General features: G+C 67.6%; 19 protein-coding genes and 3 pseudogenes. 8 read left to right on the top strand and 14 right to left on the bottom strand.

The window, feature by feature from the left end; translation table 11 throughout:
• Nucleotides 1-94 precede the first annotated feature (94 nt).
• The 5 genes from J7E87_RS22420 to J7E87_RS22400 form a co-directional block, all read right to left on the bottom strand.
• On the bottom strand, nucleotides 95-445 hold the full coding sequence (locus J7E87_RS22420) for a PRC-barrel domain containing protein (protein WP_215096276.1): 351 nt from the start codon (nucleotides 443-445) through the stop codon (nucleotides 95-97).
• Nucleotides 446-519: 74 nt separating this feature from the next.
• Entirely contained in the window at nucleotides 520-690 is a 171-nt protein-coding gene (locus tag J7E87_RS22415) for a hydrophobic protein (RefSeq protein WP_215096275.1), read from the bottom strand.
• 160 nt (nucleotides 691-850) lie between these two features.
• Complete coding sequence (locus J7E87_RS22410) at nucleotides 851-1,045, bottom strand: CsbD family protein (protein WP_215096274.1); 195 nt, start codon at nucleotides 1,043-1,045, stop codon at nucleotides 851-853.
• Between the two features lie 208 nt (nucleotides 1,046-1,253).
• On the bottom strand, nucleotides 1,254-2,429 hold the full coding sequence (locus J7E87_RS22405; RefSeq protein WP_215096273.1) for a PP2C family protein-serine/threonine phosphatase: 1,176 nt from the start codon (nucleotides 2,427-2,429) through the stop codon (nucleotides 1,254-1,256).
• A gap of 917 nt (nucleotides 2,430-3,346) precedes the next feature.
• Complete coding sequence (locus J7E87_RS22400) at nucleotides 3,347-4,246, bottom strand: YihY/virulence factor BrkB family protein (RefSeq protein WP_215096272.1); 900 nt, start codon at nucleotides 4,244-4,246, stop codon at nucleotides 3,347-3,349.
• A gap of 253 nt (nucleotides 4,247-4,499) precedes the next feature.
• On the opposite strand from J7E87_RS22400, the gene J7E87_RS22395 reads away from it, so the two are divergent.
• The 3 genes from J7E87_RS22395 to J7E87_RS22385 all read left to right on the top strand — a co-directional run bounded on the left by J7E87_RS22395 (nucleotide 4,500) and on the right by J7E87_RS22385 (nucleotide 6,448).
• A complete protein-coding gene (locus J7E87_RS22395) occupies nucleotides 4,500-5,465 on the top strand; it encodes a YihY/virulence factor BrkB family protein (protein ID WP_215096271.1) in 966 nt (321 codons plus the stop codon).
• A gap of 138 nt (nucleotides 5,466-5,603) precedes the next feature.
• Nucleotides 5,604-6,023, top strand: coding sequence for an STAS domain-containing protein (locus J7E87_RS22390; RefSeq protein ID WP_215096270.1), 420 nt, complete (start codon nucleotides 5,604-5,606; stop codon nucleotides 6,021-6,023).
• Nucleotides 6,020-6,448, top strand: coding sequence for a hypothetical protein (locus tag J7E87_RS22385; RefSeq protein WP_215096269.1), 429 nt, complete (start codon nucleotides 6,020-6,022; stop codon nucleotides 6,446-6,448). Before J7E87_RS22390 ends, J7E87_RS22385 begins: the two co-directional genes overlap by 4 nt.
• Before the next feature lie 304 nt (nucleotides 6,449-6,752).
• Here the strand turns inward: J7E87_RS22385 and J7E87_RS22380 are convergent, their stop codons facing one another.
• Nucleotides 6,753-6,923 carry a hydrophobic protein gene (locus tag J7E87_RS22380; RefSeq protein WP_215096268.1) on the bottom strand — a complete coding sequence of 57 codons (171 nt, stop codon included), beginning with the start codon at nucleotides 6,921-6,923 and terminating at the stop codon, nucleotides 6,753-6,755.
• 291 nt (nucleotides 6,924-7,214) lie between these two features.
• Between J7E87_RS22380 and J7E87_RS22375 the strand changes: the two genes are divergently transcribed.
• From J7E87_RS22375 to J7E87_RS22365, 3 genes and pseudogenes are all read left to right on the top strand, one after another.
• Nucleotides 7,215-8,351 carry a phosphatidylserine/phosphatidylglycerophosphate/cardiolipin synthase family protein gene (locus tag J7E87_RS22375; RefSeq protein WP_215096382.1) on the top strand — a complete coding sequence of 379 codons (1,137 nt, stop codon included), beginning with the start codon at nucleotides 7,215-7,217 and terminating at the stop codon, nucleotides 8,349-8,351.
• Nucleotides 8,352-8,497: 146 nt separating this feature from the next.
• Nucleotides 8,498-8,742: pseudogene (locus J7E87_RS22370) on the top strand (DUF6411 family protein).
• 683 nt (nucleotides 8,743-9,425) lie between these two features.
• Entirely contained in the window at nucleotides 9,426-9,884 is a 459-nt protein-coding gene (locus J7E87_RS22365) for a DUF5709 domain-containing protein (protein WP_215096266.1), read from the top strand.
• 196 nt (nucleotides 9,885-10,080) lie between these two features.
• Here the strand turns inward: J7E87_RS22365 and J7E87_RS35270 are convergent.
• Together J7E87_RS35270 and J7E87_RS22360 are read right to left on the bottom strand one after the other, a co-directional pair.
• Nucleotides 10,081-10,271: pseudogene (locus J7E87_RS35270) on the bottom strand (chlorophyllase); the annotation flags it as partial.
• Nucleotides 10,272-10,333: 62 nt separating this feature from the next.
• Nucleotides 10,334-11,353, bottom strand: a complete 1,020-nt coding sequence (locus J7E87_RS22360) for an aldo/keto reductase (protein ID WP_215096265.1) — start codon at nucleotides 11,351-11,353, stop codon at nucleotides 10,334-10,336.
• A gap of 155 nt (nucleotides 11,354-11,508) precedes the next feature.
• Here J7E87_RS22360 and J7E87_RS22355 point away from each other — a divergent pair.
• A pseudogene (locus J7E87_RS22355) lies at nucleotides 11,509-11,914 on the top strand (TetR/AcrR family transcriptional regulator); the annotation flags it as partial.
• 327 nt (nucleotides 11,915-12,241) lie between these two features.
• Nucleotides 12,242-13,051, top strand: coding sequence for a trypsin-like serine protease (locus J7E87_RS22350; RefSeq protein WP_215096264.1), 810 nt, complete (start codon nucleotides 12,242-12,244; stop codon nucleotides 13,049-13,051).
• Nucleotides 13,052-13,163: 112 nt separating this feature from the next.
• Here J7E87_RS22350 and J7E87_RS22345 read toward each other — a convergent pair whose 3' ends face one another.
• The 6 genes from J7E87_RS22345 to J7E87_RS22320 all read right to left on the bottom strand — a co-directional run bounded on the left by J7E87_RS22345 (nucleotide 13,164) and on the right by J7E87_RS22320 (nucleotide 19,514).
• The gene (locus tag J7E87_RS22345; RefSeq protein WP_215096263.1) at nucleotides 13,164-13,490 is read right to left on the bottom strand and encodes a hypothetical protein; all 327 of its coding nucleotides are present in this window, start codon (nucleotides 13,488-13,490) and stop codon (nucleotides 13,164-13,166) included.
• Nucleotides 13,491-13,620: 130 nt separating this feature from the next.
• Entirely contained in the window at nucleotides 13,621-14,205 is a 585-nt protein-coding gene (locus J7E87_RS22340) for a hypothetical protein (RefSeq protein WP_215096262.1), read from the bottom strand.
• Nucleotides 14,206-14,598: 393 nt separating this feature from the next.
• On the bottom strand, nucleotides 14,599-16,149 hold the full coding sequence (locus J7E87_RS22335; RefSeq protein ID WP_215096261.1) for an ABC transporter ATP-binding protein: 1,551 nt from the start codon (nucleotides 16,147-16,149) through the stop codon (nucleotides 14,599-14,601).
• A complete protein-coding gene (locus tag J7E87_RS22330) occupies nucleotides 16,133-16,966 on the bottom strand; it encodes an ABC transporter permease (RefSeq protein ID WP_215096260.1) in 834 nt (277 codons plus the stop codon). The genes J7E87_RS22335 and J7E87_RS22330 overlap by 17 nt, the downstream gene beginning before the upstream one ends.
• Nucleotides 16,963-17,916 (bottom strand): ABC transporter permease, encoded by a 954-nt coding sequence (locus J7E87_RS22325; RefSeq protein WP_215096259.1) that lies wholly within the window; start codon nucleotides 17,914-17,916, stop codon nucleotides 16,963-16,965. Before J7E87_RS22325 ends, J7E87_RS22330 begins: the two co-directional genes overlap by 4 nt.
• Entirely contained in the window at nucleotides 17,913-19,514 is a 1,602-nt protein-coding gene (locus tag J7E87_RS22320; protein WP_215096258.1) for an ABC transporter substrate-binding protein, read from the bottom strand. Before J7E87_RS22320 ends, J7E87_RS22325 begins: the two co-directional genes overlap by 4 nt.
• Between the last annotated feature and the right edge of the window lie 15 nt (nucleotides 19,515-19,529).

The following is a 19,529-nucleotide window of genomic DNA, read 5'->3' as shown; positions in this document are numbered from 1 at the left end:
TTCCGGTCGACTGCCTGACACACGAAACGGGGATCAGACAGACGTGGGGCAGACCGGAACCGCGTTCCGGTCTGCCCCACCCTGGAATGAGCCGTCAGCCCATGAAGCCGCCGTAGTAGCCGCCGAGCCTCTCGCGGTAGTCCCGGTCATCGGTGTGCGGGTCCTCGTCGAACTCCGGAGCGTTCTTGATCTCGTCCTTCGTACGTGAGACGTAGACGATCTCCGCGGCGGCATCGATGCTGGAAATGATGCCGGCAGGCAACTGGACACGCTTGCCGAAGATCCACGGACCGGTGTCGACCACGAGGTGCGCGGAGCCCACTTCGTCGGAGTGCTTGTCGACCTTCCCGATGCTGCCGTCGGTCGCCTCGACCTTGTAGCCGATCAGGCTGGCATCCGTCGTGCGACCGGAGGTGGGGGTGTAGGCCCAGAGGTTCGGGTCCATGAGGATTCCTTCCATTGGTGAATTGCGTGCGGATAAAGGCTGCTCAGCGCGTGCCCGCGGGCCGGCCGGATTTCTTACCAGCGGTACCAGCGGCCCCGTCGGCCGCCTGAAGCCGCGGGTCGAAGCACGAATCCCAGCAACCACACCACCAGCACGATGACGGCGATCCACCACAGGGCCTTGAGCGCGAAACCGGCCCCGAAAAGGATGAGGGCAAGCAATAGGACGAGAAGCAGGGGAACCATTTCTCATCACCTCCGAAATGCCGGATGCCCCGCACAGGGAGCGATACTCGCACGATGCGCCATGTTTCTCCGGACAGTTTCCGCGTATGCGTCCGCAGACATCAGTGCCGCCGACCACGCAGAAGTGGTCGGCGGCACGTGTCGCGCGATATCGCCATCGCTATCGCTTGAAGGCATCCTTGGCCTTGCGCGCTCCGCCCTTCATCTTTTCCTTGGCTTCGCGCACATCACCCTGCGACTGTTCCGCTCGTCCCTCGGCCGTCAGCCGCTCATTTCCGACGGCGCGTCCTGCGCCTTCCTTTACCTTTCCCTCAGCCTGCTCGACCTTGGCCCGGGTTTTTTCGTTCTTGCGCATAGAAATCACCTTTCGAACAGAGGCCTGATGATCGCCGTTTGCCCGCAGCATCGCCACGCAAACCAGATATAAGAGAAGAGAAGGGCGCCCGTATCACAGACGGTGAATGGGCCGCCTCCAGTTCAATTGGCATGAGGCAGCTCGACTTCGACGTTCCCCTCTCGCAGCCGGCGCAGCGAAGCAAGACGCCACAGCGGGGCGTTACCAGTCAGTCGCCGTCGGGTTGTCCGTTCCAGTCGAGGCAGACGACCAGTGCGTCGTCGTCGAGCGGAGTCTCCCCGTGGTATCCGGCAAGCTCACGCAGCACGGCACCGGGGACCTGGGTCGGCGGGAGAAGTCTCGTACCGGTCAGCGAGCGGGCCAACGCCCGCTCGCCGTAGCGCTCCCCGACGGGGGAAGCGGCGTCATACACCCCGTCACTTCCGAAGAGCAACCGGTCGCCGGGACGCACTGTGAAGTGCTGGGCTGCGTACACGGTGTCCTCGAACATGCCCAGGGGCAACTGCTCATCGAAGGAGATCGGGTCCACGGTGCCGTCGCGCAGCCGCCACAAGCGGGGCGAGCCCGCGTCGACCGCTTCCAAGTCACCGGTGCTGAGGTTGAAGCGCAGCAGCAGTACGGAGACATGGGCGCGGCCCTGGTACTGGGCGTAGACCGCCTGGTCGGCGAGGGTGGCCTGGCCTGCGAGGTCGAGACCGGCGCGTCTCGCGTTACGCATGGCGTTGACGGCGAGGTTGGTGAGCAGGGCGGCATCGATGCCCTGCCCCATGCCGTTGCTCACGGTGAGCGTCAGGTGGTCGGCGGAGGCGGACCAGTCGTAGTTGTCGCCGAAGATCGCATAGGCCGGTTCCAGGTGCGCACCCAGGGAGAACTCGGGGCGGGAGCAGGAGTGGCCCGGCAGCAGCTGCCACTGCATCTCCGCGGCAAGGGTGAGCCGGGCGGCACGTCGGGCCAGAACATAGAGGTCGGTGTCGCGTTCGGCAACCAGGATCTCGTGCCCCAGAGCCTCACAGATGTGCTGCATCTCCGGCACAAGCGCCTGCCTATAGCCGTCCTCCGGCAGCCGCGCGGACAGCACGCCCATCCGGTCGCCGCGGATCGTGACCGGGAGGTGCACATCCACCGACCGGTCGGCGAGACCGTTCGTGACCACCGGTTCCTGGGCCCCGAAGGCGCGGCCTTGCGGGCTGTTGTGGATCAGGACCGGTTCGGTGACGAACGGCACGGATTCCACGGCCTGAAGGCTGTGCATGCCGTAGTCGGCGAGCCTCAGCTCCACCTTTTCCGCGCCGTAGTGCTCAGTGAACGCCTCCGTCACGACGCCGAGCAGGGCGTGGGGAGGGGCCGTGCGCAGCGCCTGCTCCACCGCAGCGAATTTGTCCACGTCATCCCGCTTCTCATGTAGGAAACCGAGACCCGGCGTGGCAGAAGCTACGGACCGCCGGGCCAAGCCGCAGCCGCCGTACGCCCGCTCACCACAGCCCGAGATCCTGGCATCCAGTGCCGAGACTGGCGCCCAACAACATGCACGCTGCAACCACCGTAGCGCTCTCGCTCTGCGCCTGCCCCCGTCGGCCCAGGCTATGCCGCCCACCGCTTGCCGCCGAGGGACCGGCCTTCGATGACCGATCGCTCGCCGCGGCCACCTGACCGTTGAGCACTTGGTGCTCTCCCATGGGCGTTGGCGGCCGACGTGGTACGCATGGAAAACGGCAAGCTCGCCGAACACTGGGACGTCCTACAGGATGAGGCGACCCACGCTGAGTCCGCCAGCGGCCTGCCGATGTTCGGCGATCAGTTCCCGCCCGACCGCTGACCGGCTCCGCCGTATGAGCGAAGCTTGACGGCCAGCACTTCGGTCGTTTCCTTGGGCGTCGCTGGCCGGCGCACCGCGACGATCTACCTGGCCGGACTCCACGTTGCAGGCATCTTCTTGTGGTCGGCCCGGTGATCCAAACGAGACTGCCTAGGTGTTCACCGGCGCCCGGCGTCAGCGATGGCTCGAGCCGACGCGGGTGCGGACAGCCTGAACGAACTGGCGGGCGACAGCCAATTTCGACACGCCGTGCGGGCCCCTCCCGATACGGGAGGGCGGGGCGGAGCGACGTCGACGCATGATCCCGTGCCGCTGCAGTTCACGGACGATCGTGGACAGCCTGGAAGCCATCTTCGGCATCCCCTCTGTTGTCGCGGTACTCGGGGCGGGGTCGCCCCGCACATCGGTTGCCCCGTAGCGCCCGCGGCATGCCCCATCGCCTCGCCCGGCTTCGAGCTACAGGTACGGCACGCACTCCTCCGCGCTCAGCGTGACGTGGCCTTGGCGAGTTCCGCGTTGAACTGGGCACCGGTCAGCAGGGCGAGATTGGACACCCAAAGCCAGACCAGGAAGACGATGATCCCGGCGAGCGACCCGTACAGGCGGTCGTACGTCCCGACGTGAGCGGTGTACAGGGCGAATGCCGCGGAGGAGACGAGCCAGAGGACGACGGCGAGGGCGCCGCCGAGCGCCCTGCGCCGTACACCGCGTGTCTGTGCGGGCCCCGAGCGGAACAGCACCAGAACCATCGTCGCCACCAGAAAGAGCAGGACAGGCCACTTCATGACGTCCCAGGTGACGGCTGCCGCGCCGCCAACTCCCAGGGCCTGGCCGAGCGTCTGGGCCAGCCGGCCGCTGAGCATGAGCACCAGTGCGCTGGAGACCAGGACGCCCAGCAGTACGCACGCGGTGATGACGATCCGTGGTGCCGTCCGCCACACGGAGGCCTGGTCCCGTACCCCGTGCATCGCGTGCAGCGCCCGGCGGAACACCCCGAGGTAGCTCGACGCGGACCACACCGCGCCGGCTGTTCCGACAACGGCGAGAAACCATGCAGCCGTGTGACGGCCCGCCATGTCCTGCAGCGCGCTCTCCAGCACCGGGCGCGAGGTGGCAGGCACGATCGCGGCCACGCCCCTGATGAGTGCCTCGGTCTGCGAGGCATCGGCGATCCCGATGAAGGACACCGTGACGAGCAGGGTCGGGAAGAGGGCCAGAACCGCGTAGTACGTCAGAGCCGCGGCCCAGTCGGTGACGTCATCGGTCCAGACGGACACAGGCGTGCGGCGCAAGGCGCTGAGCACGTCGCGCCCGGGCGGCAGCCAGTGCGAAACGGCGGCCGGGGCGCGTCGAAGGCCCAGGGGGACTGACTGTTCACCTTGCATGCTGTCTCCTGCGGCCCAGGGAGTCATTCGAAGCAAATCGACGGTCGACGGGCAGGCACTGCGGTTCGCACAGTCCGTGTGGCAGTGACATACCCGTCATCGGGCACTTTCTCCGCGCCCCACCTGCAGCTTTTACCCCCCACGGTTTCACCGACGCAGTCAATCACTGATAATCAACCGCTTCGCGGGCAGGTTGGCCCGGGAGCTCCTGACCTGCGTCAGCGGGGGCCGGCAGAAACGAGGGCGGAGACGAATGGGCAGCGCAAAGCATGTCCCGCAGACGCGGGACATGGCCGGGGAGGAACTCTCCGGGGACGAGGCATGGGCGGCGCTGAGACAGTACGGCGGGCGGAAGCTGCTCGTCGACGCGTTTCTTCGCTTCCGGTACGCCGACGGCTTCAGCCACTCGCGTGCGCTGGCGTTCCAGGTGGCACTTGCCTTGGTGCCCTTCACAATCGCTCTGGTCGGCGTGGCGACGACGCTCCACACCGAGAGCGTCGGCCGCGCCGTCGAACTCACGCTGACGCGGATCGCACCCGGCGCCAGCTCCCAACTGATCGAGGACGCCCTGGCGGAGGGGCGCCGTAATGCCGGAACGAATGCCGCGGGCGCCGTCGCGATGTGGCTGGGCCTTGCGTTCGCCGTGCTCAGTCTGGTGTCGGCCATGGCCCAGATCGAGCGCGGCACCAACCGCATCTACGGCGTCGAGCGGGACCGTCCCTTCGCCGCCAAGTACGGCAGGAGCCTGCTGCTCTCGGCAGCGGCGGGGGCACCCATGGCGCTCGGCTTCCTCGTGTTGGTCGCCGGTGACACGGTCGCCGGCGCCGTGGTGGACTCGTTCGGCGGCGGCACGCTGCCCGGGTGGTGGCACTGGCTGCAGATCCCCGCCGGAATCACCATGGCCTGGGTGGCGTCTGCCGTCATCTTCCGGTGGTCGCCGCGCCGTGTCCAACCGGGGTATACCTGGCTCGCCTTCGGTTCGGCCGTTCACTTGGCCCTCTGGATCGCCGCGACCTGGCTGTTGGCGCTCTACGTCGAACGCAGCGGCTCTTTCGGCGCCGTCTACGGGCCTCTTACGGCGTTCGTAGCGCTTCTCCTATGGGCGAATCTCACGGGGATCGCTCTGTTCCTCGGCCTCGCGTTCGCCGCTCAGCTCGAGGCGGCGCGCGCGGGCAGCACCGAAGCAGTGCACGAGGACCTCGTACGAACCAGCCGATGACCCCCTCGTACCTCGCGGGCGGCGCAGGCTAACATTTGCCGCGCAACAACTAATGCGTGTCGGCACAAGAGGTGTCGATCGCCGGCGACGGCAGCGCGGACGCGTCAGTCGATGAACCAACGGAGAAGAGGCCGCAGGATGTCCTCCAAGGGGACCAACCTCAACATCGAGGTCGTCATCCACGACACCGACACCGCCATCCTGACCATTGGTGGCGAACTGGACATCGATACCGCAACGTCACTTCACCACCACATGGCCAATCAGTTCCTCCATGGACGCAGACACCTCGTTCTGGACCTTTCAGATCTGCAATTCATGGACTCATCGGGCCTGAACGTCCTGATCAAGGCCGGTCGGGAAGCGCGCAACACAGCAGGGGATCTTCACCTCGCCGCGCCCACACCTGCCGTTCGACGGCTCTTCGAGATCACCGGCCTCAACGTTGCCACGCCTATTCACAACAACGTCGACGAGGCCCTCGCAACAGCCGCACGGTCCGTTCCGGCCACGGATTCCACGGCCACTTCCGCGCATCAGACGGATGAGATGTCATGACCGGCTCCGATCCGCAGGCGCCCGCGAGCGGGACGGTCGTATCTGTCGAGCCCTTGCTGGACATCCAACTCCAGTTGCTGATCCGGCTATTGGAAGCGGAGCCGCAATCGAGTCTGCCGATCACCCTGCACGTCCCAGGGGGCCTCGTGCACGGAGACCTCATCACTCAGCAGGCATGGAAAGCCGATTGGGCGCAGAGCGTGCGTCGGCTGGGCGGAAAGGGAGCTCAGCTTCTCGCGGAGTTCCCGGAGACAGTCGACCAGAGCCTGGACGAGGTGATCGGTGAGCAGGCACCAGAACACCTGCCACGCTGGATCCACCTGCGCGACGCGACGTTGGCGGGAGCAGAAGGGCCCTTCACCGTACCGGCGTGGCGTGGTCGGCTCGCCGACGTGTCGGGCTGGTCGCTGACCAGGCCCGAGTAATCGATCCCCGGTCGCCCTTCAGGCCGCGCAGCGGCAAGCAGGTTTCCCCGCCGAGGCGGACCATTCCCAGGGAATTCCAGTAAGAATCGACGCGGCCGGGACAACTACCCAAAGGGACGCTGGTTCCTTGAGTGACCGTCCCGGGCACTTTCTATTCTCTACGCCGGAAAGATGGGTATGCTTCCCGCCTTTTTTGTCCTTTTCGTGGCGCGCCGCCAGGCTCCACCGGGGATTTGACGCACTGAACGCAGGTGGGCCGGGCCGGAGGAGATCTCCGGCCCGGCTCACCCTGTGACCTGGCTGCCTACCAGCGGTACCAGCGACCGCGACGTCCGCCGCTGCCGGCCGGCCGCACGACGAATCCGAGCAGCCACACCACGAGAATGATGACCGCTATCCACCACAGCGCCTTCAGTGCGAAGCCGGCGCCGAAAAGGATGAGCGCGAGAAGTAGAACCAGAAGCAGGGGAACCACGATTATCGACCTCCGAGAAATCATGTGCCCCACCGCCGAACGGTCATGCACGCAGGTTTCAGGGTTGATCCACGCGGGCCGGGAAAGAAGTCGCTGCTATTCCCTGACCCGGTCGGTATCCCGGCTTGTGGTGCGTGTGTACAGTCGGCACGCCTCGGCGGTTGCCGGACCCACGAGGCCGCCTTTCCCTACCGGTCAGGTGGAGCCTTGACGAGCACACGCAACGAGCCAGAAGTGTCCCCGGAGACCGTCGCGCCGGAGCCCTCCCAAGCAGCGGAGCGCAAGCTTCGGATGCGGCGCCGTCTGGAGCGGCTGATCGGAATCGCCGCCACAGAAGGCAACGCACTTCTGCCGCTGCGCAACGGGGACGAGATCTTTGCGGCGATGCTGCACAGCATCCGCAGCGCCGAGCACACAGTCGACATGATGACGTTCGTGTACTGGCGCGGCGACATAGCCCGCGAGTTCGCCGAGGCGCTGGCCGACCGGGCCCGCAACGGTGTGCGTGTACGTCTGCTGCTGGACGGCTTCGGCAGCCGGCTCATCGAACAGGACCTGCTGGATCTGATGGACCGAGCCGGAGCCGAGGTGGCGTGGTTCCGCAAGCCCCTGTACCTCTCCCCGCTCAAGCAGAATCACCGCTGCCACCGCAAGGTGCTGGTCGTGGACGAAGCTGTGGCCTACACAGGCGGGGTGGGAATCGCCGAGGAATGGTGTGGCAACGCCCGCAACGAGAACGAGTGGCGCGACACCCACGTCCAGGTCCGCGGCCCCGCCGTGGACGGGATCGCCGCTGCTTTCGCGCAGAACTGGGCCGAATGCCATGACACCCTCTTCGACGCGCGGGACCGTTTCACCGGCCACGCGACACAGGGCGACGCCGTGGTGCAGGTCGTGCGCGGTTCGGCCAGCTTCGGCTGGCAGGACATGCAGACCCTGATACGGGTCATGCTCGAATCCGCCCAGGAACGCTTCCGCCTGGCCACCGCCTACTTCGCCCCCGACGCCTACTTCAGCGACCTGTTGTGCGCGGCAGCCCGCCGCGGCGTCCAGGTGGAGATCCTGCTCCCGGGTCCCCACACCGACAAACGGGTCTGCCAACTGGCCGGCCAGAACCACTACGAGGATCTTCTCCGCTGCGGAGTGCGCATCTTCCAGTACCAGCCGACGATGCTGCACACCAAGGTCATCACCGTCGACCAGGTCGCCGGCCTGATCGGATCCTCCAACTTCAACCGCCGCTCCCTCGACCACGACGAAGAGATCATGCTCGCCGTCCTGGACGAAGATTTCACCGCCACCCTGGACCGGCACTTCGACGAGGACCTGCAGGCCAGCGAGCGGATCGAGAAAGGCCGCTGGAAAAGACGCTCCGCCGCGCAGCGGTTGCGGGAGCTCGCCGTCGCCCCCATCCGCCGGTTCCTGTAAACCACGGGGCCGGGCTACGGCTACCGGTGAGGTCCCGGCTGCGGGCCCACGTCGGCTGTCACCTCAGGGCCAGGACACCGCAGGTCGCATACGCACGGCGTGGTGGGGCAGACGCCTGTCACTCACCAACCCGAGGGAGTCTTTTCATGATAATTGTCGCCGTCATTGCTGTGTGTGTGTGGTCCTGGCCGTGCTGGCCTTCTTCGTCCCCCGTATCTCCCGCCACCCCGAACGTGGCACACAACGCTCGCTCGGCGCCGGCGCGCGTGGCGGCTCCAAGGCGCCCGGCATCCTGGGCCGCCTCCTCAGCAAGCCCTTCCACACCCCTTCCCGCGCCGTGAGCCGCAGCGGCTCGGCCGGTCGCCGGGCCCGCCGCCGCATGCCTTTCTGACCGGCGCGAAGCCGGGCCCAGTCGGCGTATCGCCACTCTGGGACCTGTGGCTCCGCGAAGCTTGAACCGATCAGCAGCTGATCACGCGGCTGAGCGTCTCACTCGCGATGGATGCCGAGCTTCGTCGGGTCACAGCTGGTCACAGCTGATGGCCACTCATGAAGTTCTTGGGCCTGACAAGCACCGACAGTCCTCTCGCTGATCACCTGTCAGGCTCGGCCCAACCCCGTGACGATTGGCCGCTGGGGCCCAGCACAAGCGGCTCTCACGATGGCAGCGGCCGCGAACGTGCAGTGCGCCGGGTGTGACCACTGATGGGACGAGACCACCTCGCTCCCCCCGTCGGCCCGCGGCGCCGACAGGAACATCGGCCCCGCGAAGACATCGGTTGCGTGATCCCTCCTCGGGGCAACGTGCGGCTGCCAGGCGGGGTCGTCGCGACCGGTGATCTCGATGCCCCTTCCTCGCTGCAGAGGCCCTCGCCGGTTTCCAAGCCGTCTTGCGCGATCACGACTCTCGGCCCCGGCCTCTGTCCCCGCGTCGAGGGATCAGAGGCCGCCGGACGGAGCTGCCCCCCTTATGCCCAGCGGGTGTAGCCACCCCGCCCGACGGCCTGTGCTCCACGGGGAGCCCGGTGCCGCAACCTGGCGGAAACTGGAAGTACGGAGCCGTGAGGAGGAGACATGAGCGAGAGCTCCATGGGCGACGAGGTCTACCAGCCGGACGGGTCCGAGGTTCAGGACGATGCCGGGCTGCTGGACGCCGAGGACACGCTCGAGGATCCCGCGCTGCAGATCCTCTCCGACGGGTACTCCCCGCCGGAGAGGCCGTGGGCCGTGGAGCGGGTGGGCACCACTGCAGGAGAGCAGCGCCGGGGCGAGAGCCTGGACGAGCGGCTGGCCGAAGAGGCACCGGACATCACTGTTCCGGCGGGCGATGGGCTTGGGGACGCCTGGGACACCGACGGTGAGCTGATCGACGACGAGGTCGGGGAGAAGCGCGCCGGCCGGCTCGTGGCCCCTGACGAGGGGGCCCACCGCGATCTGGAGGAGGATCTGATCGCTAAGGATGTCGGCATTGATGGCGCCGCCTCGGCGGAGGAGGCCGCGGTACACGTGGTCCCGGAACCCGAGCAGTTCTGATCCGCACAAGGCTGGGCTGGGCGCCCGTCCGAGCGCGCGCCTTGGGACGACGCCCGGGAGCCGGCCCCTGGAGGCTGCGGGCGCATAGCGGTGCTCGAACCGCACGATGCGGCCGACGGTGTCCCTCACCCGGGAGGCTCCGGTGCAGAGCGGTGGCTGGCAGAGGAGATCCCCACGTCGATGCCGGGGTTCGTCAGCCGTTCAACGACCAGACAAAGCCGTGCGTGAAAACAATGATCGGCAATTCGCGCCCCATCGGGGCGCGGACACTCGTACTTCCAGATCCTCGCCACGGCCCGGGGCCAAGAGCACTACCGGCTTCACCGAGACGACTGGAGTGGGCGCACCCATGGGCCCATCCGTAATCGCTATGCCTGATGCGCCCATCGAGAGATACCTCTTTCAGTCATGGGTGGTGTTGAGCCGGCTCCGGCGGCCCTTCGATGCGATCAGCGGCGCCGTAGTGACGGGTCGAGCAGCGCCGGCGGAGTGTCGAACTTTTCGTGTGCGGCCAGGTCGACACCGGGGGCGACGATCGCGTCGATCGCGTCGAGCACGTCGGCGGAGAGCACGGTGTCGGCGGCGGCAAGTTGCGAGTGCAGGTGGTCCAGCGTGCGGGGGCCGATGAGCGCGCTGGTCACGGCCGGGTGCGCGGTCACGAAACCGAGCGCGAGCTGGATCATGGTCAGGCCGGCCTCGTCGGCGACCTTGGCCAGCTGCTCGACGGCGTCGAGCCTGGCCCGGTTGGACGGGATGGTGGTGTCGAAGCGTTGCGGCATGAATGTGGAGCGGCTGGTGGTAATTTCCTGGCCCTCGCGGATCGCGCCCGACAGCCAGCCCGAGGCCAGCGGGCTCCACACCAGCACACCGAGCCCGTACTGCTCGGTCACGGGCAGGACGTGGGTCTCGATCCCGCGCTGCAGGATCGAATAGCTGGGCTGTTCAGTGACGTAACGGCTCAGGTGATGCTCGCGGGCGGCCCACTGTGCTTGCACAAGGCGGTACGCCGGGAAGGTCGAGGATCCGAAGTAGCGGATCTTTCCCGCGCGTTGCAGGTCAGTCAGGGCTGACAGCGTCTCCTCGTCGCTGGTGCTCGGGTCCCACCGGTGGATCTGGTAGAGATCAACGTGGTCGACACCGAGGCGGCGCAGGCTGTTGTCGAGCTCGGTGACCAGCCAGCGGCGCGAACTGCCCTGATGGTTGCGCTCGTCGCCCATGGGCATGTTCACCTTCGTGGCCAGCACTACGTCGTCGCGGCGGCCGGCGATGGCTTTGCCCACCATCTCTTCCGACTTGCCGTCGCTGTACATGTCGGCGGTGTCGATGACGTTGATCCCGCGCTCGAGAGCGGCGTCGACGATAGCGGTGGCCTCGTCCTGGGTGGTACGCCCGATCTTGCCGAAGTTCATCGCGCCGAGCGCGAGGGAGCTGACCTGCACACCGGTGCGGCCCAAGGTGCGGTACTGCATGACCGTGTTCCTCCATTGCGGGTGAAGCGTGGTGGCAATGCGTGGCTTGGTTGCCGGGCCCCTGCTCTGACATCTGAGCAAGCGGAACATTGCTCCGGTTACGATACGGAACGTTGCTCCGCTTTGGCAAGCTCGGTATCGGAGAAAGCGGCGCGGTGAACGACAGCGACGAGGGCGCAGGGCACGCAGCCCAGTCCAAGCGGGCGGACGCCCGGCGTAACAAGGAACTGCTCGACGCGGCCGCCGCGGTCTTCGTCACGTCAGGCGTGGAAGCGCCGGTACGCGACATCGCGGCCAAGGCCGACGTCGGCATGGGCACGATCTACCGCCACTTCCCGACGCGAGCGGATCTCAATCATCGCCGCCCACCAGCACCGGTCGACGCCTGCACCGAGGCCGGTCCAGCCCTACTGGCGACCAGCGCAACTCCGCGCCGCACTGGGGCAATGGATCAACCTCTTCGTTGATTTCCTGGTCACCAAGCACGGACTCGCTGCCGTGCTGCAGTCCGACAACGCCGTGTTCGCACCGCTTACCGGCTGGATTACCCGACTCTCACCGCCGACTTCAGCCCCGGCGCACCAACGACACAGCTCTCCGGAGATTTCGTCTCACTCATGTAACAGCCTACGCCAATAGCGGTTGAGATCGACCGGTATGGCCCCAACGTGCCCTTGTTCAAAGGGCAGTTGAGGGTTTGCGCACCCTTGTCACTCCGGTCGCCGGTTACACATAATCGCAGGGCGCTTTGCGGACTCATCCCCCACTGGGTTCGGACGCCTTGCGGCGCGCTGCCATTTTCCAACGCACGTCATTCGGTGGCGACTTCCATTTCCAGGGGTTGGCATGAGCTCGTCATTGCGTAAACCCCCCACGAGAGGAAGTCAATTGAAGAGCTACCTGAAGCACCTCAGGACGACCACCGCGATCGGTGCCGTCGCCCTCGCCGCCTTCAGCCTCCAGCCCGGCGCGGCCAACGCCGCCTCCGCACCGACCCCACGCGGTGACGTAGGCACAAAGGTCGTCGGCGGAACCAAGGCCGATCAGGGTGAATTCCCGTTCATGGTCCGCCTGTCCATGGGCTGTGGCGGCGCGCTGTACGCCAAGGACATCGTGCTGACCGCCGCCCACTGCGTCGATGGCAGCGGCCCGAACACCGGCATCACCGCGACTGCGGGCGTCATCGACCTGGAGGACTCCAACGCCATAAGCGTGAAGTCCACCGAGGTCCTCCAGGCACCCGGCTACAACGGCAAGGGCAAGGACTGGGCGCTGATCAAGCTCGAGAAGCCGATCGATCAGCCGACCCTGCCTATCGCCGGGGACGACAAGCTCAACACCGGCGATTTCGACATCGCCGGCTGGGGCGCGGACAAGGAAGGCGGCAGCCAGCAGCGCTATCTGCTCAAGGCAAAGGTCCCGTTCATCGACGACGCCACCTGTCAGACGGCGTACGGCGACCAGCTGACGCCCGGCGAAGAGCTCTGCGCCGGGGTCCTGGACACCGGCGGCGTCGACACCTGCCAGGGCGACTCCGGCGGTCCCATGTTCCGCAAGGACGACGCGGGTGCCTGGATCCAGGTCGGCATCGTCAGCTGGGGCGAGGGCTGCGCGCGCCCGGGCAAGCCCGGTGTCTACACCGAGGTGAGCACCTTCGCGGCGGACATCAAGCAGGCTGCCGACGGGCTGGGCGGCTGACACCGGTCAGTACCTGTTGAGCAGTTAAGCACCATCGCGTCCCGGCGCCGGGCCTCTGGCCGCACGGCACCGGGGCGCGAACTTTTGCCGAGAGCCGCACCAGCGGGCCGTCTCACCGCTTCCGGCCGGCCGACGCGACCATGAGCGCCAAGACCGCAAACACAACTGACAGCACGCCCGAGGTGAAGAACAGAGGATCGACCCACCATGCGTTCGCGCCGGTGACTGTGCCATTCCCGGATACGCACGCCACCTCCGGCGGAAAGCTCCCTCTGCGCACGTCGCTGCAGAAGTTGGGCAGATCGTCGTTGATCAGGTACGCCTTTCCCCAACTCAGGACCCAGGTGAAGAGGCACACGACGAGCGAGGCGATGGAGGCGCCCCACGGCAGATTCGGACGGTCCGGTAACGAATGCGTGTTCGGCGTGGGTCTTGTCATGGGCTGGGAGCGTACTGGTCCGAGCGCGCGCCTTCTCTCATGCGCCCCGACCTGTACACCGTCCCCGCGGACTACACCCCGTGTGCTGAGCTCCCTACGCACCAGCCTCCTGGTCGAAGTCAGCCGCCGACTACGCGTCCACAGTGCTCCGCGCAGCAGCCGGTTGTTCCGCCGCAGACTCCTTCTTGATGGTGCTGTAGTAGACAGACTTCTGCTGCTTGGTTCGCTCGCTTTGGTTCTTGGCTACTGACGCTTCGAGGGCGTTGCGAACCACTGTCACGCTCAACGTGCGTTCGGGGTGTGCCTGTGCCAGCTCTTGGGCGACTTCGGCCACCGACCGTGGTTCCTGGTGCCCGGCAAGGACGGCGACGACGAGTTCCCGCAGTGGCGGCGCGGTCTTGCTCGCCTTCGCCTTCGCTTCGGTCTTCGCCTTTGCCGGCCTGGGCCGCTTGTCGGTGTCGGTGCTTGTCTTTGTGCGCCGAGCCTTGGGAACCGTCGCCGTCTTGGCCGCAGCCTTGGTCTTCTCCACGGATGGAGTGCCCAGGGTCGCCCTCAAAGTCTCCAGCAGCTCGTGGTCTTTCTGGAGTTCCTCGAGCTGGGCCTGCAGGGCGGCAGCCTCGGACCTGATGTGCTCCTGTTCCCTCGTGTTGCGCTCCAGATCGGCATCGACCTGCTTGGCATATTGGGACTGCAGAGTGGGATTGCCCTCGGGCATGACAGCTCACCTTCCTTGTACAACTGTTGGAGGCGGATGCTACCCACACTTGTTGCTGTTGCAGAACATGGGGAACTGGCTGTCCTGCCGACGGGGGATGTGCCGTCCAGTGTGAACGCCTCCGCCCACACCCACGAACACACGGTGCCGAAGTACACCAACCAGCCCCATAGTTCGGGCTGGACTGCCTTCAGTTCCCTTGAATTCTCGGGGATTATGGCCCCGGTCCCATAGCTCTGCCCCTACGTCGAATTGGCCGGCGACCTGAGTCAGAGACTCGGTCGAAGGACGACAAGGATGTCTGCCGTGTGGTCGGTTCCTGGCTGACCGGCCGCGACGCCGTCACCTCTAGGGGTGTACCTACCGGCCCAGGTACGGGCTCCATGTGGGCACCTACCACCGCCTGGATCGCGTCTCCGCCGCCAGGCGCACCGAAGTGTCCACCAGGGAAACGGTGAACGGGTGCCGGGGCGAGGTCAGCACATGGCGTGCCGGGCCCTGCTCAACCAGTTCGCCTGCGTCCAGTACGGCGATCCGTGCGGCAGCCGCCGCGGCGTCGAGGTCGTGCGTGATCAGGACCAGGGCCAGTTCGGGTCGGTCGCGCAGCAGCCCGGCGAGCGTGTCGAGGAGTGCGCGCCGGGTGACCGTGTCGAGCCCGGCGGTGATCTCGTCGCAGACCAGCACTCGTGGCCGGGCGAGCAGGGCGCGAGCGAGCGCGGTCCGCTGCAGTTCGCCGCCGGACAGCTGCCCGGGTGCTCGCAGCGCCAGTTCCTCCGTGAGCCCGAGGCCGGTCAAGGTGTGCAGGGCCTCGGCAAGAGCCTCCCGCGGGTGCGCTCCTCGCAGCCGCACCGCCGTGCGTGCCACCTGGTCCAGGACCGGTCGGTGTTCGTCGAACGCGGCCCTCGCGTCCTGGAAGACGTACTGGACCGCGGCCAGTTGTTCCCGGGTCCGAGCGCGCAGGCTGCGCGGGAGCGGGACGCCGTCGAGCAGGACATCGCCTGCGTAGTCCCGGTGGAGTCCGGCCAGGCAGCGGGCGAACGTGGTCTTGCCACTGCCGGAGCGGCCGATGACGGCCAGGCACTCGCCCGAGCGAACGGTGAGTTCGGGGATGTGTACCGCCTCCTTGGTGCTGCGGGCTCCGTCGCGGTGCCGGGCGGTTAGGCCCTCTACCTGGAGTGCCGCCTGTCCATCACGGGCGGGAGGGCTGTCGCCCATCTTCCCTTCCGCTGCCAGGAGTTCGGCGGTCCAGGGATGCTGGGGTGCGAGCCACAGTTGCTCCGCGGGAGCTGCCTCCACCACTCGGCCGCCGCGCATGACCAGAACCTCGTCGGCCAGGGCCCGGACGACATCCAGGTCGTGGCTCAGCAGAACCACGGCGATGCCCTGCCGGGCGACTGCCGCCAGCTGATCGACGATGCGCCGCTTGGTCAGCGCGTCCTGGCCCGTGGTCGGTTCGTCCGCGACCACCACACTCGCGCCGAGCAGCAGTGCCTGTGCCAGGACGGCGCGCTGCTGCTGGCCACCCGAGAGCTGGTGCGGATAGCGCCGGAGCAGCAACTCGCCCTCCGGGAGCTGTGCGACGGAGAGCGCGTGCAGGACGCGCGTCCGGGCGGCGGCCCGGCGCTGGGGCCTGGGCAGCCTTCTCACCTGGTCGCGGGCGATGTCCCGCAGGAGTGCGCCGACCCGGCGTGCGGGGTTGAGGACGGCGCCGGGGTGCTGGGGTACGTATCCGACGAGGCCGTTGGACACCCGTACGTCGCCGGTGACCCGGGCGCCCGCCGGGTATTCGCCGAGCAGCGCGAGGCCCGTGGTCGTCTTGCCGCTGCCGGACGTGCCGACGAGCGCGGTGACCTTCCCGGGGCGGACCTGAAAGCTGACCCCGTCCACGATCGCCCGGCCGCCGATCTCGACTCGTAGGTCCTTGACCTCAGCGACCGCGTTCACATCCGTTTCCTTTTCTCCGGTGAGGCTTTTCCAGTGCGGCGTCGAAGAGCAAGTTGCTCCCCATGGTCAGGGCGACGATCAGCAGGGCGGGTACCACCACGGCCCAGGGCTGGACGAACAGCCCCGTCCGGTTGCGGTCCACCATCACCGCCCAGTCGGAGGCGTCCGGCGCGACTCCGACGCCGAGGAACGCCGCCGTGGCCACGAGGTAGAGCACGCCTGTGAGCCGTACGCCCGCGTCGGCGGCGAGTGTGCGCGCGATCGACCTGCCGACATAGCCGACGGCCATGCGCCACCAGGTCTCTCCCTGCATGCGCAGTGCTTCGACGGCCGGGCGTGAGGCCGCTTCGGCCGCGGCTGCGCGGACCATCCGCGCGGCGTCCGGGATGTTGACCACGGCCACCAGCAGTGACAGGCCCACCGCCCCCGGCGAGAAGACGGCGGCCACCAGCAGGATCAACAACAGCGACGGCACGGCGAGCAGCACGTCCAGGGGCCGCATCAGCAGCTCTTCGAGCCATGTCCGGTGGGTGAGCGCGCTGATGAGTCCGAGCGGCAGGGCCACCAGGTAGGCCAGAGTCGTCGCGGCCAGGGCGACGAGGACCACGGACCGCCCACCGAGCAGCACCTGTTGCCACACATCCCGGCCGACGAAGTCGGTGCCGAGCCAGTGTCCGCCGCCGAGCGTGAAGGAGGGTGCTCGTGGCCCGGGTTCGCCCGCGAGGAGCGGCCCGAGCAGCGCGAGGGTGAGCGGTACGGCAATGATCACCAGGCCGATCGTGAAGCGTCCCGGCCGGATGCCTGCGAGCGTTTTCATGCCGCCACCCCCGCCCGGGGCGCGAGGCGGTGGACGACCAGGTCGGCGCCCAGATTAAGGACGACGGCGGTCAGCCCGAAGACGACCGCGAGACCCTGCACCACGGGAACATCCCTTTCCGCGACGGCATTGATCAGCACCGTTCCCAGCCCGGGAATCACGTACAGCGCCTCCACGACGATGACCCCGCACAGCAACCAGTCGACTGTCCGGGCGAGTTGCTGGGCGCAGGGCGCGATGGCGTTGGGCAGCGCGTGCGCGTAACGGATGCGGAAGCCGGAGATTCCGTAGCGGCGGGCCTGGGCGACGTACGGCGAAGCCAGCGCGTCGATCATGCCTGCCCGTACCAGGCGCGCCAGTGAGCACACCGGCCGCGACAGCAGGACGAGCACGGGCAGGACCAGCGCCGCGGGGTGGTCGAGCAGATCGGTGCCGTATCCGACGGCGGTCGGGGGCAGCCAGCCAAGTCGCAAGGCGAACACGGTGACCAGCAGCACACCGAAGGCGAACTCCGGGACCGCGTAGACGCCGAGCGTCACCGAACTGACGAGCCGGTCGACGAACCGCCCCTCATGTCCGGCAGCCAGCACACCCAGGCCGACCCCGGCCGGCACCAGCAGCACCATCGTGAGCACGGCGAGCAGCACGGTCGGCCCGAATCCGTCCGCGATGTACGAGCTGACGGGCCGCCCCGAGGCCAGGGAGGTGCCGAAGTCACCGTGCAGCAGGCCGGAAGCCCAGTCCGCCAGCCGTTCGTAGGCCGGCCGGTCGAGGTGCATCGCCTCGCGGATGGCCGCGATCCGCTCGGGGTCGGGCTGGTCGCCGGCGAGCGCCACGGCGGCGTCGCCCGGCAGCGCCTCGGTGAGAGAGAAGACGAGCAGCACGACGGCTGCCGTCTGCGCCACGCCGAGCAGCAGCCGCCGGGCGACCCAGGACCGGGGTCCGATCACGCCAGCCAGACCTTGTCGAAGCGCGCCCAGTCGAGGGAGTTGGCGGGTGCCTTCCGCTCGACGCCCCGGACACTGTGGGCGGTGCCGAGGATCCAGTCGGCGAAGCCCCAGATCAGGAAGCCGCCCTCGGCGTGCAGGCGGCGCTGCATTCGCTCGTAGACGGCGGCGCGGTCCTTCTTGTCCTTGGTGGACTGTGCCTGCTGGTACAGGGCGTCGAAGTCCTTGTGCCGCCAGTGGGTTGCGTTGGTGGTGGAACCGGTGAGCAGGCGCTGGGAGATGTGGGACTCGATGGGCATGGCGCCGGAGCGGTAGGAGGCAAGGGTCCCGGAGTCGAGGATGTCCTTCCAGTAGCTGTCCTTGCTGCCGGTCCTGATCTCGATTCTCACTCCGGCTTTGGCGGCCTGGTCACGGAAGATCGCCGCGGCCTCGGTGAATCCGGCGGCGACGGGCGAGGTGTCGAGGGTGACCTTGAGCTTCTCGGCGCCGGCCTCCTTGAGCAGCTTGCGGGCCCGGTCGAGATCCTGTTCGCGCTGCGGCAGGCTGCCGGCGTAGTACTCGTAGCCTTTGCCGAACAGGTCGTTGCCGATCTCGCCGGCGCCGGACAGGGCGCCGTCGAGAAGTTCCTTGCGGTCAGCGAGCAGGAAGAACGCCTCGCGGACCCGCTTGTCGTCGAACGGCGGCCGGTCGGTCTTCATGACGAAGCCCTGCATGGCGCTGTTCCGCAGCCGGACGATCTGGATCTGCCCCTTGTTCTCGTAGGCGCGGGCGGTGGCGGGATTGAGTTCGTGGGCGTACTCGACCTGCCCGCCGAGCAGGGCGTTGGCGCGCGCCGATTCCTCGTTGGCGACGACGAACTCCAGCTCGTCGAGGTACGGTGCGCCGTCCCAGTAGGCGTCGTTGCGCTTGAACACGGCGGACTCGCCCGGGGCGAAGGACACAAAGCGGAACGGGCCGCTGCCGATCGGCTTCTTGTCGAAGTCCTTGAGTCCCTCGGGGACGATGTACGCGCCGAACGCACCCAGCACGTTGGGGAATTCAGCGGTAGGGCGCTTGAGGACGAACTCGATGGTCCGCTCGTCCAGAGCGCGGCTGGCCTTCAGGTCGATGGGTTCCAGCGACGCCTTCGCCCGGAACGCCTTCGCCGGGTCGACGATGCGGCGGTAGCTGTAGAGAACGTCCTGGGCGGTCACCGGCTTGCCGTCGTGGAAGGCGGCCTTGCGCAGGGTGACCTTCCAGCGGTCCATGCCCGCGTTCGGCTCCCATGCCGAGGCGAGCCGGGGCTGCGCGGAGAGGTCGGGGCCGTAGTCGGCGAGCTTGTCGAAGAGGGCCTTGGCACGGGCGGCGTCGGCGAACAGGTTGGCCAGGTGCGGGTCGAGGGTCTCGCTCGCACCGCCACCGGCGAAGGCCGCGCGCAGCCGTCCGCCGCGCTTGGGCTTGCCGTCGCCCTTGGCGGGGTCGGCGGCGGTGCCGGAGCCGGCGCAGCCGGCCAGGGCGAGCGCGCCGAGTCCGGCCGCGCCTCCGGCTGCGGCGAGGAAGCCCCGGCGGCGCAGGCCGGGGAAGCGGGAGTTGTTGACGGAAACGTCGGGGACGTCGTTCATGAGGGTGTCCTTGCT

The sequence above is a fragment of the Streptomyces sp. ISL-1 genome (genome assembly GCF_018614585.1).
In the GTDB taxonomy this organism is placed as follows: Bacteria; Actinomycetota; Actinomycetes; order Streptomycetales; family Streptomycetaceae; genus Streptomyces; species Streptomyces maoxianensis.
Note: the sequence above shows the minus strand (reverse complement) of the source record. Positions and strands in the feature narration are given on the sequence as shown.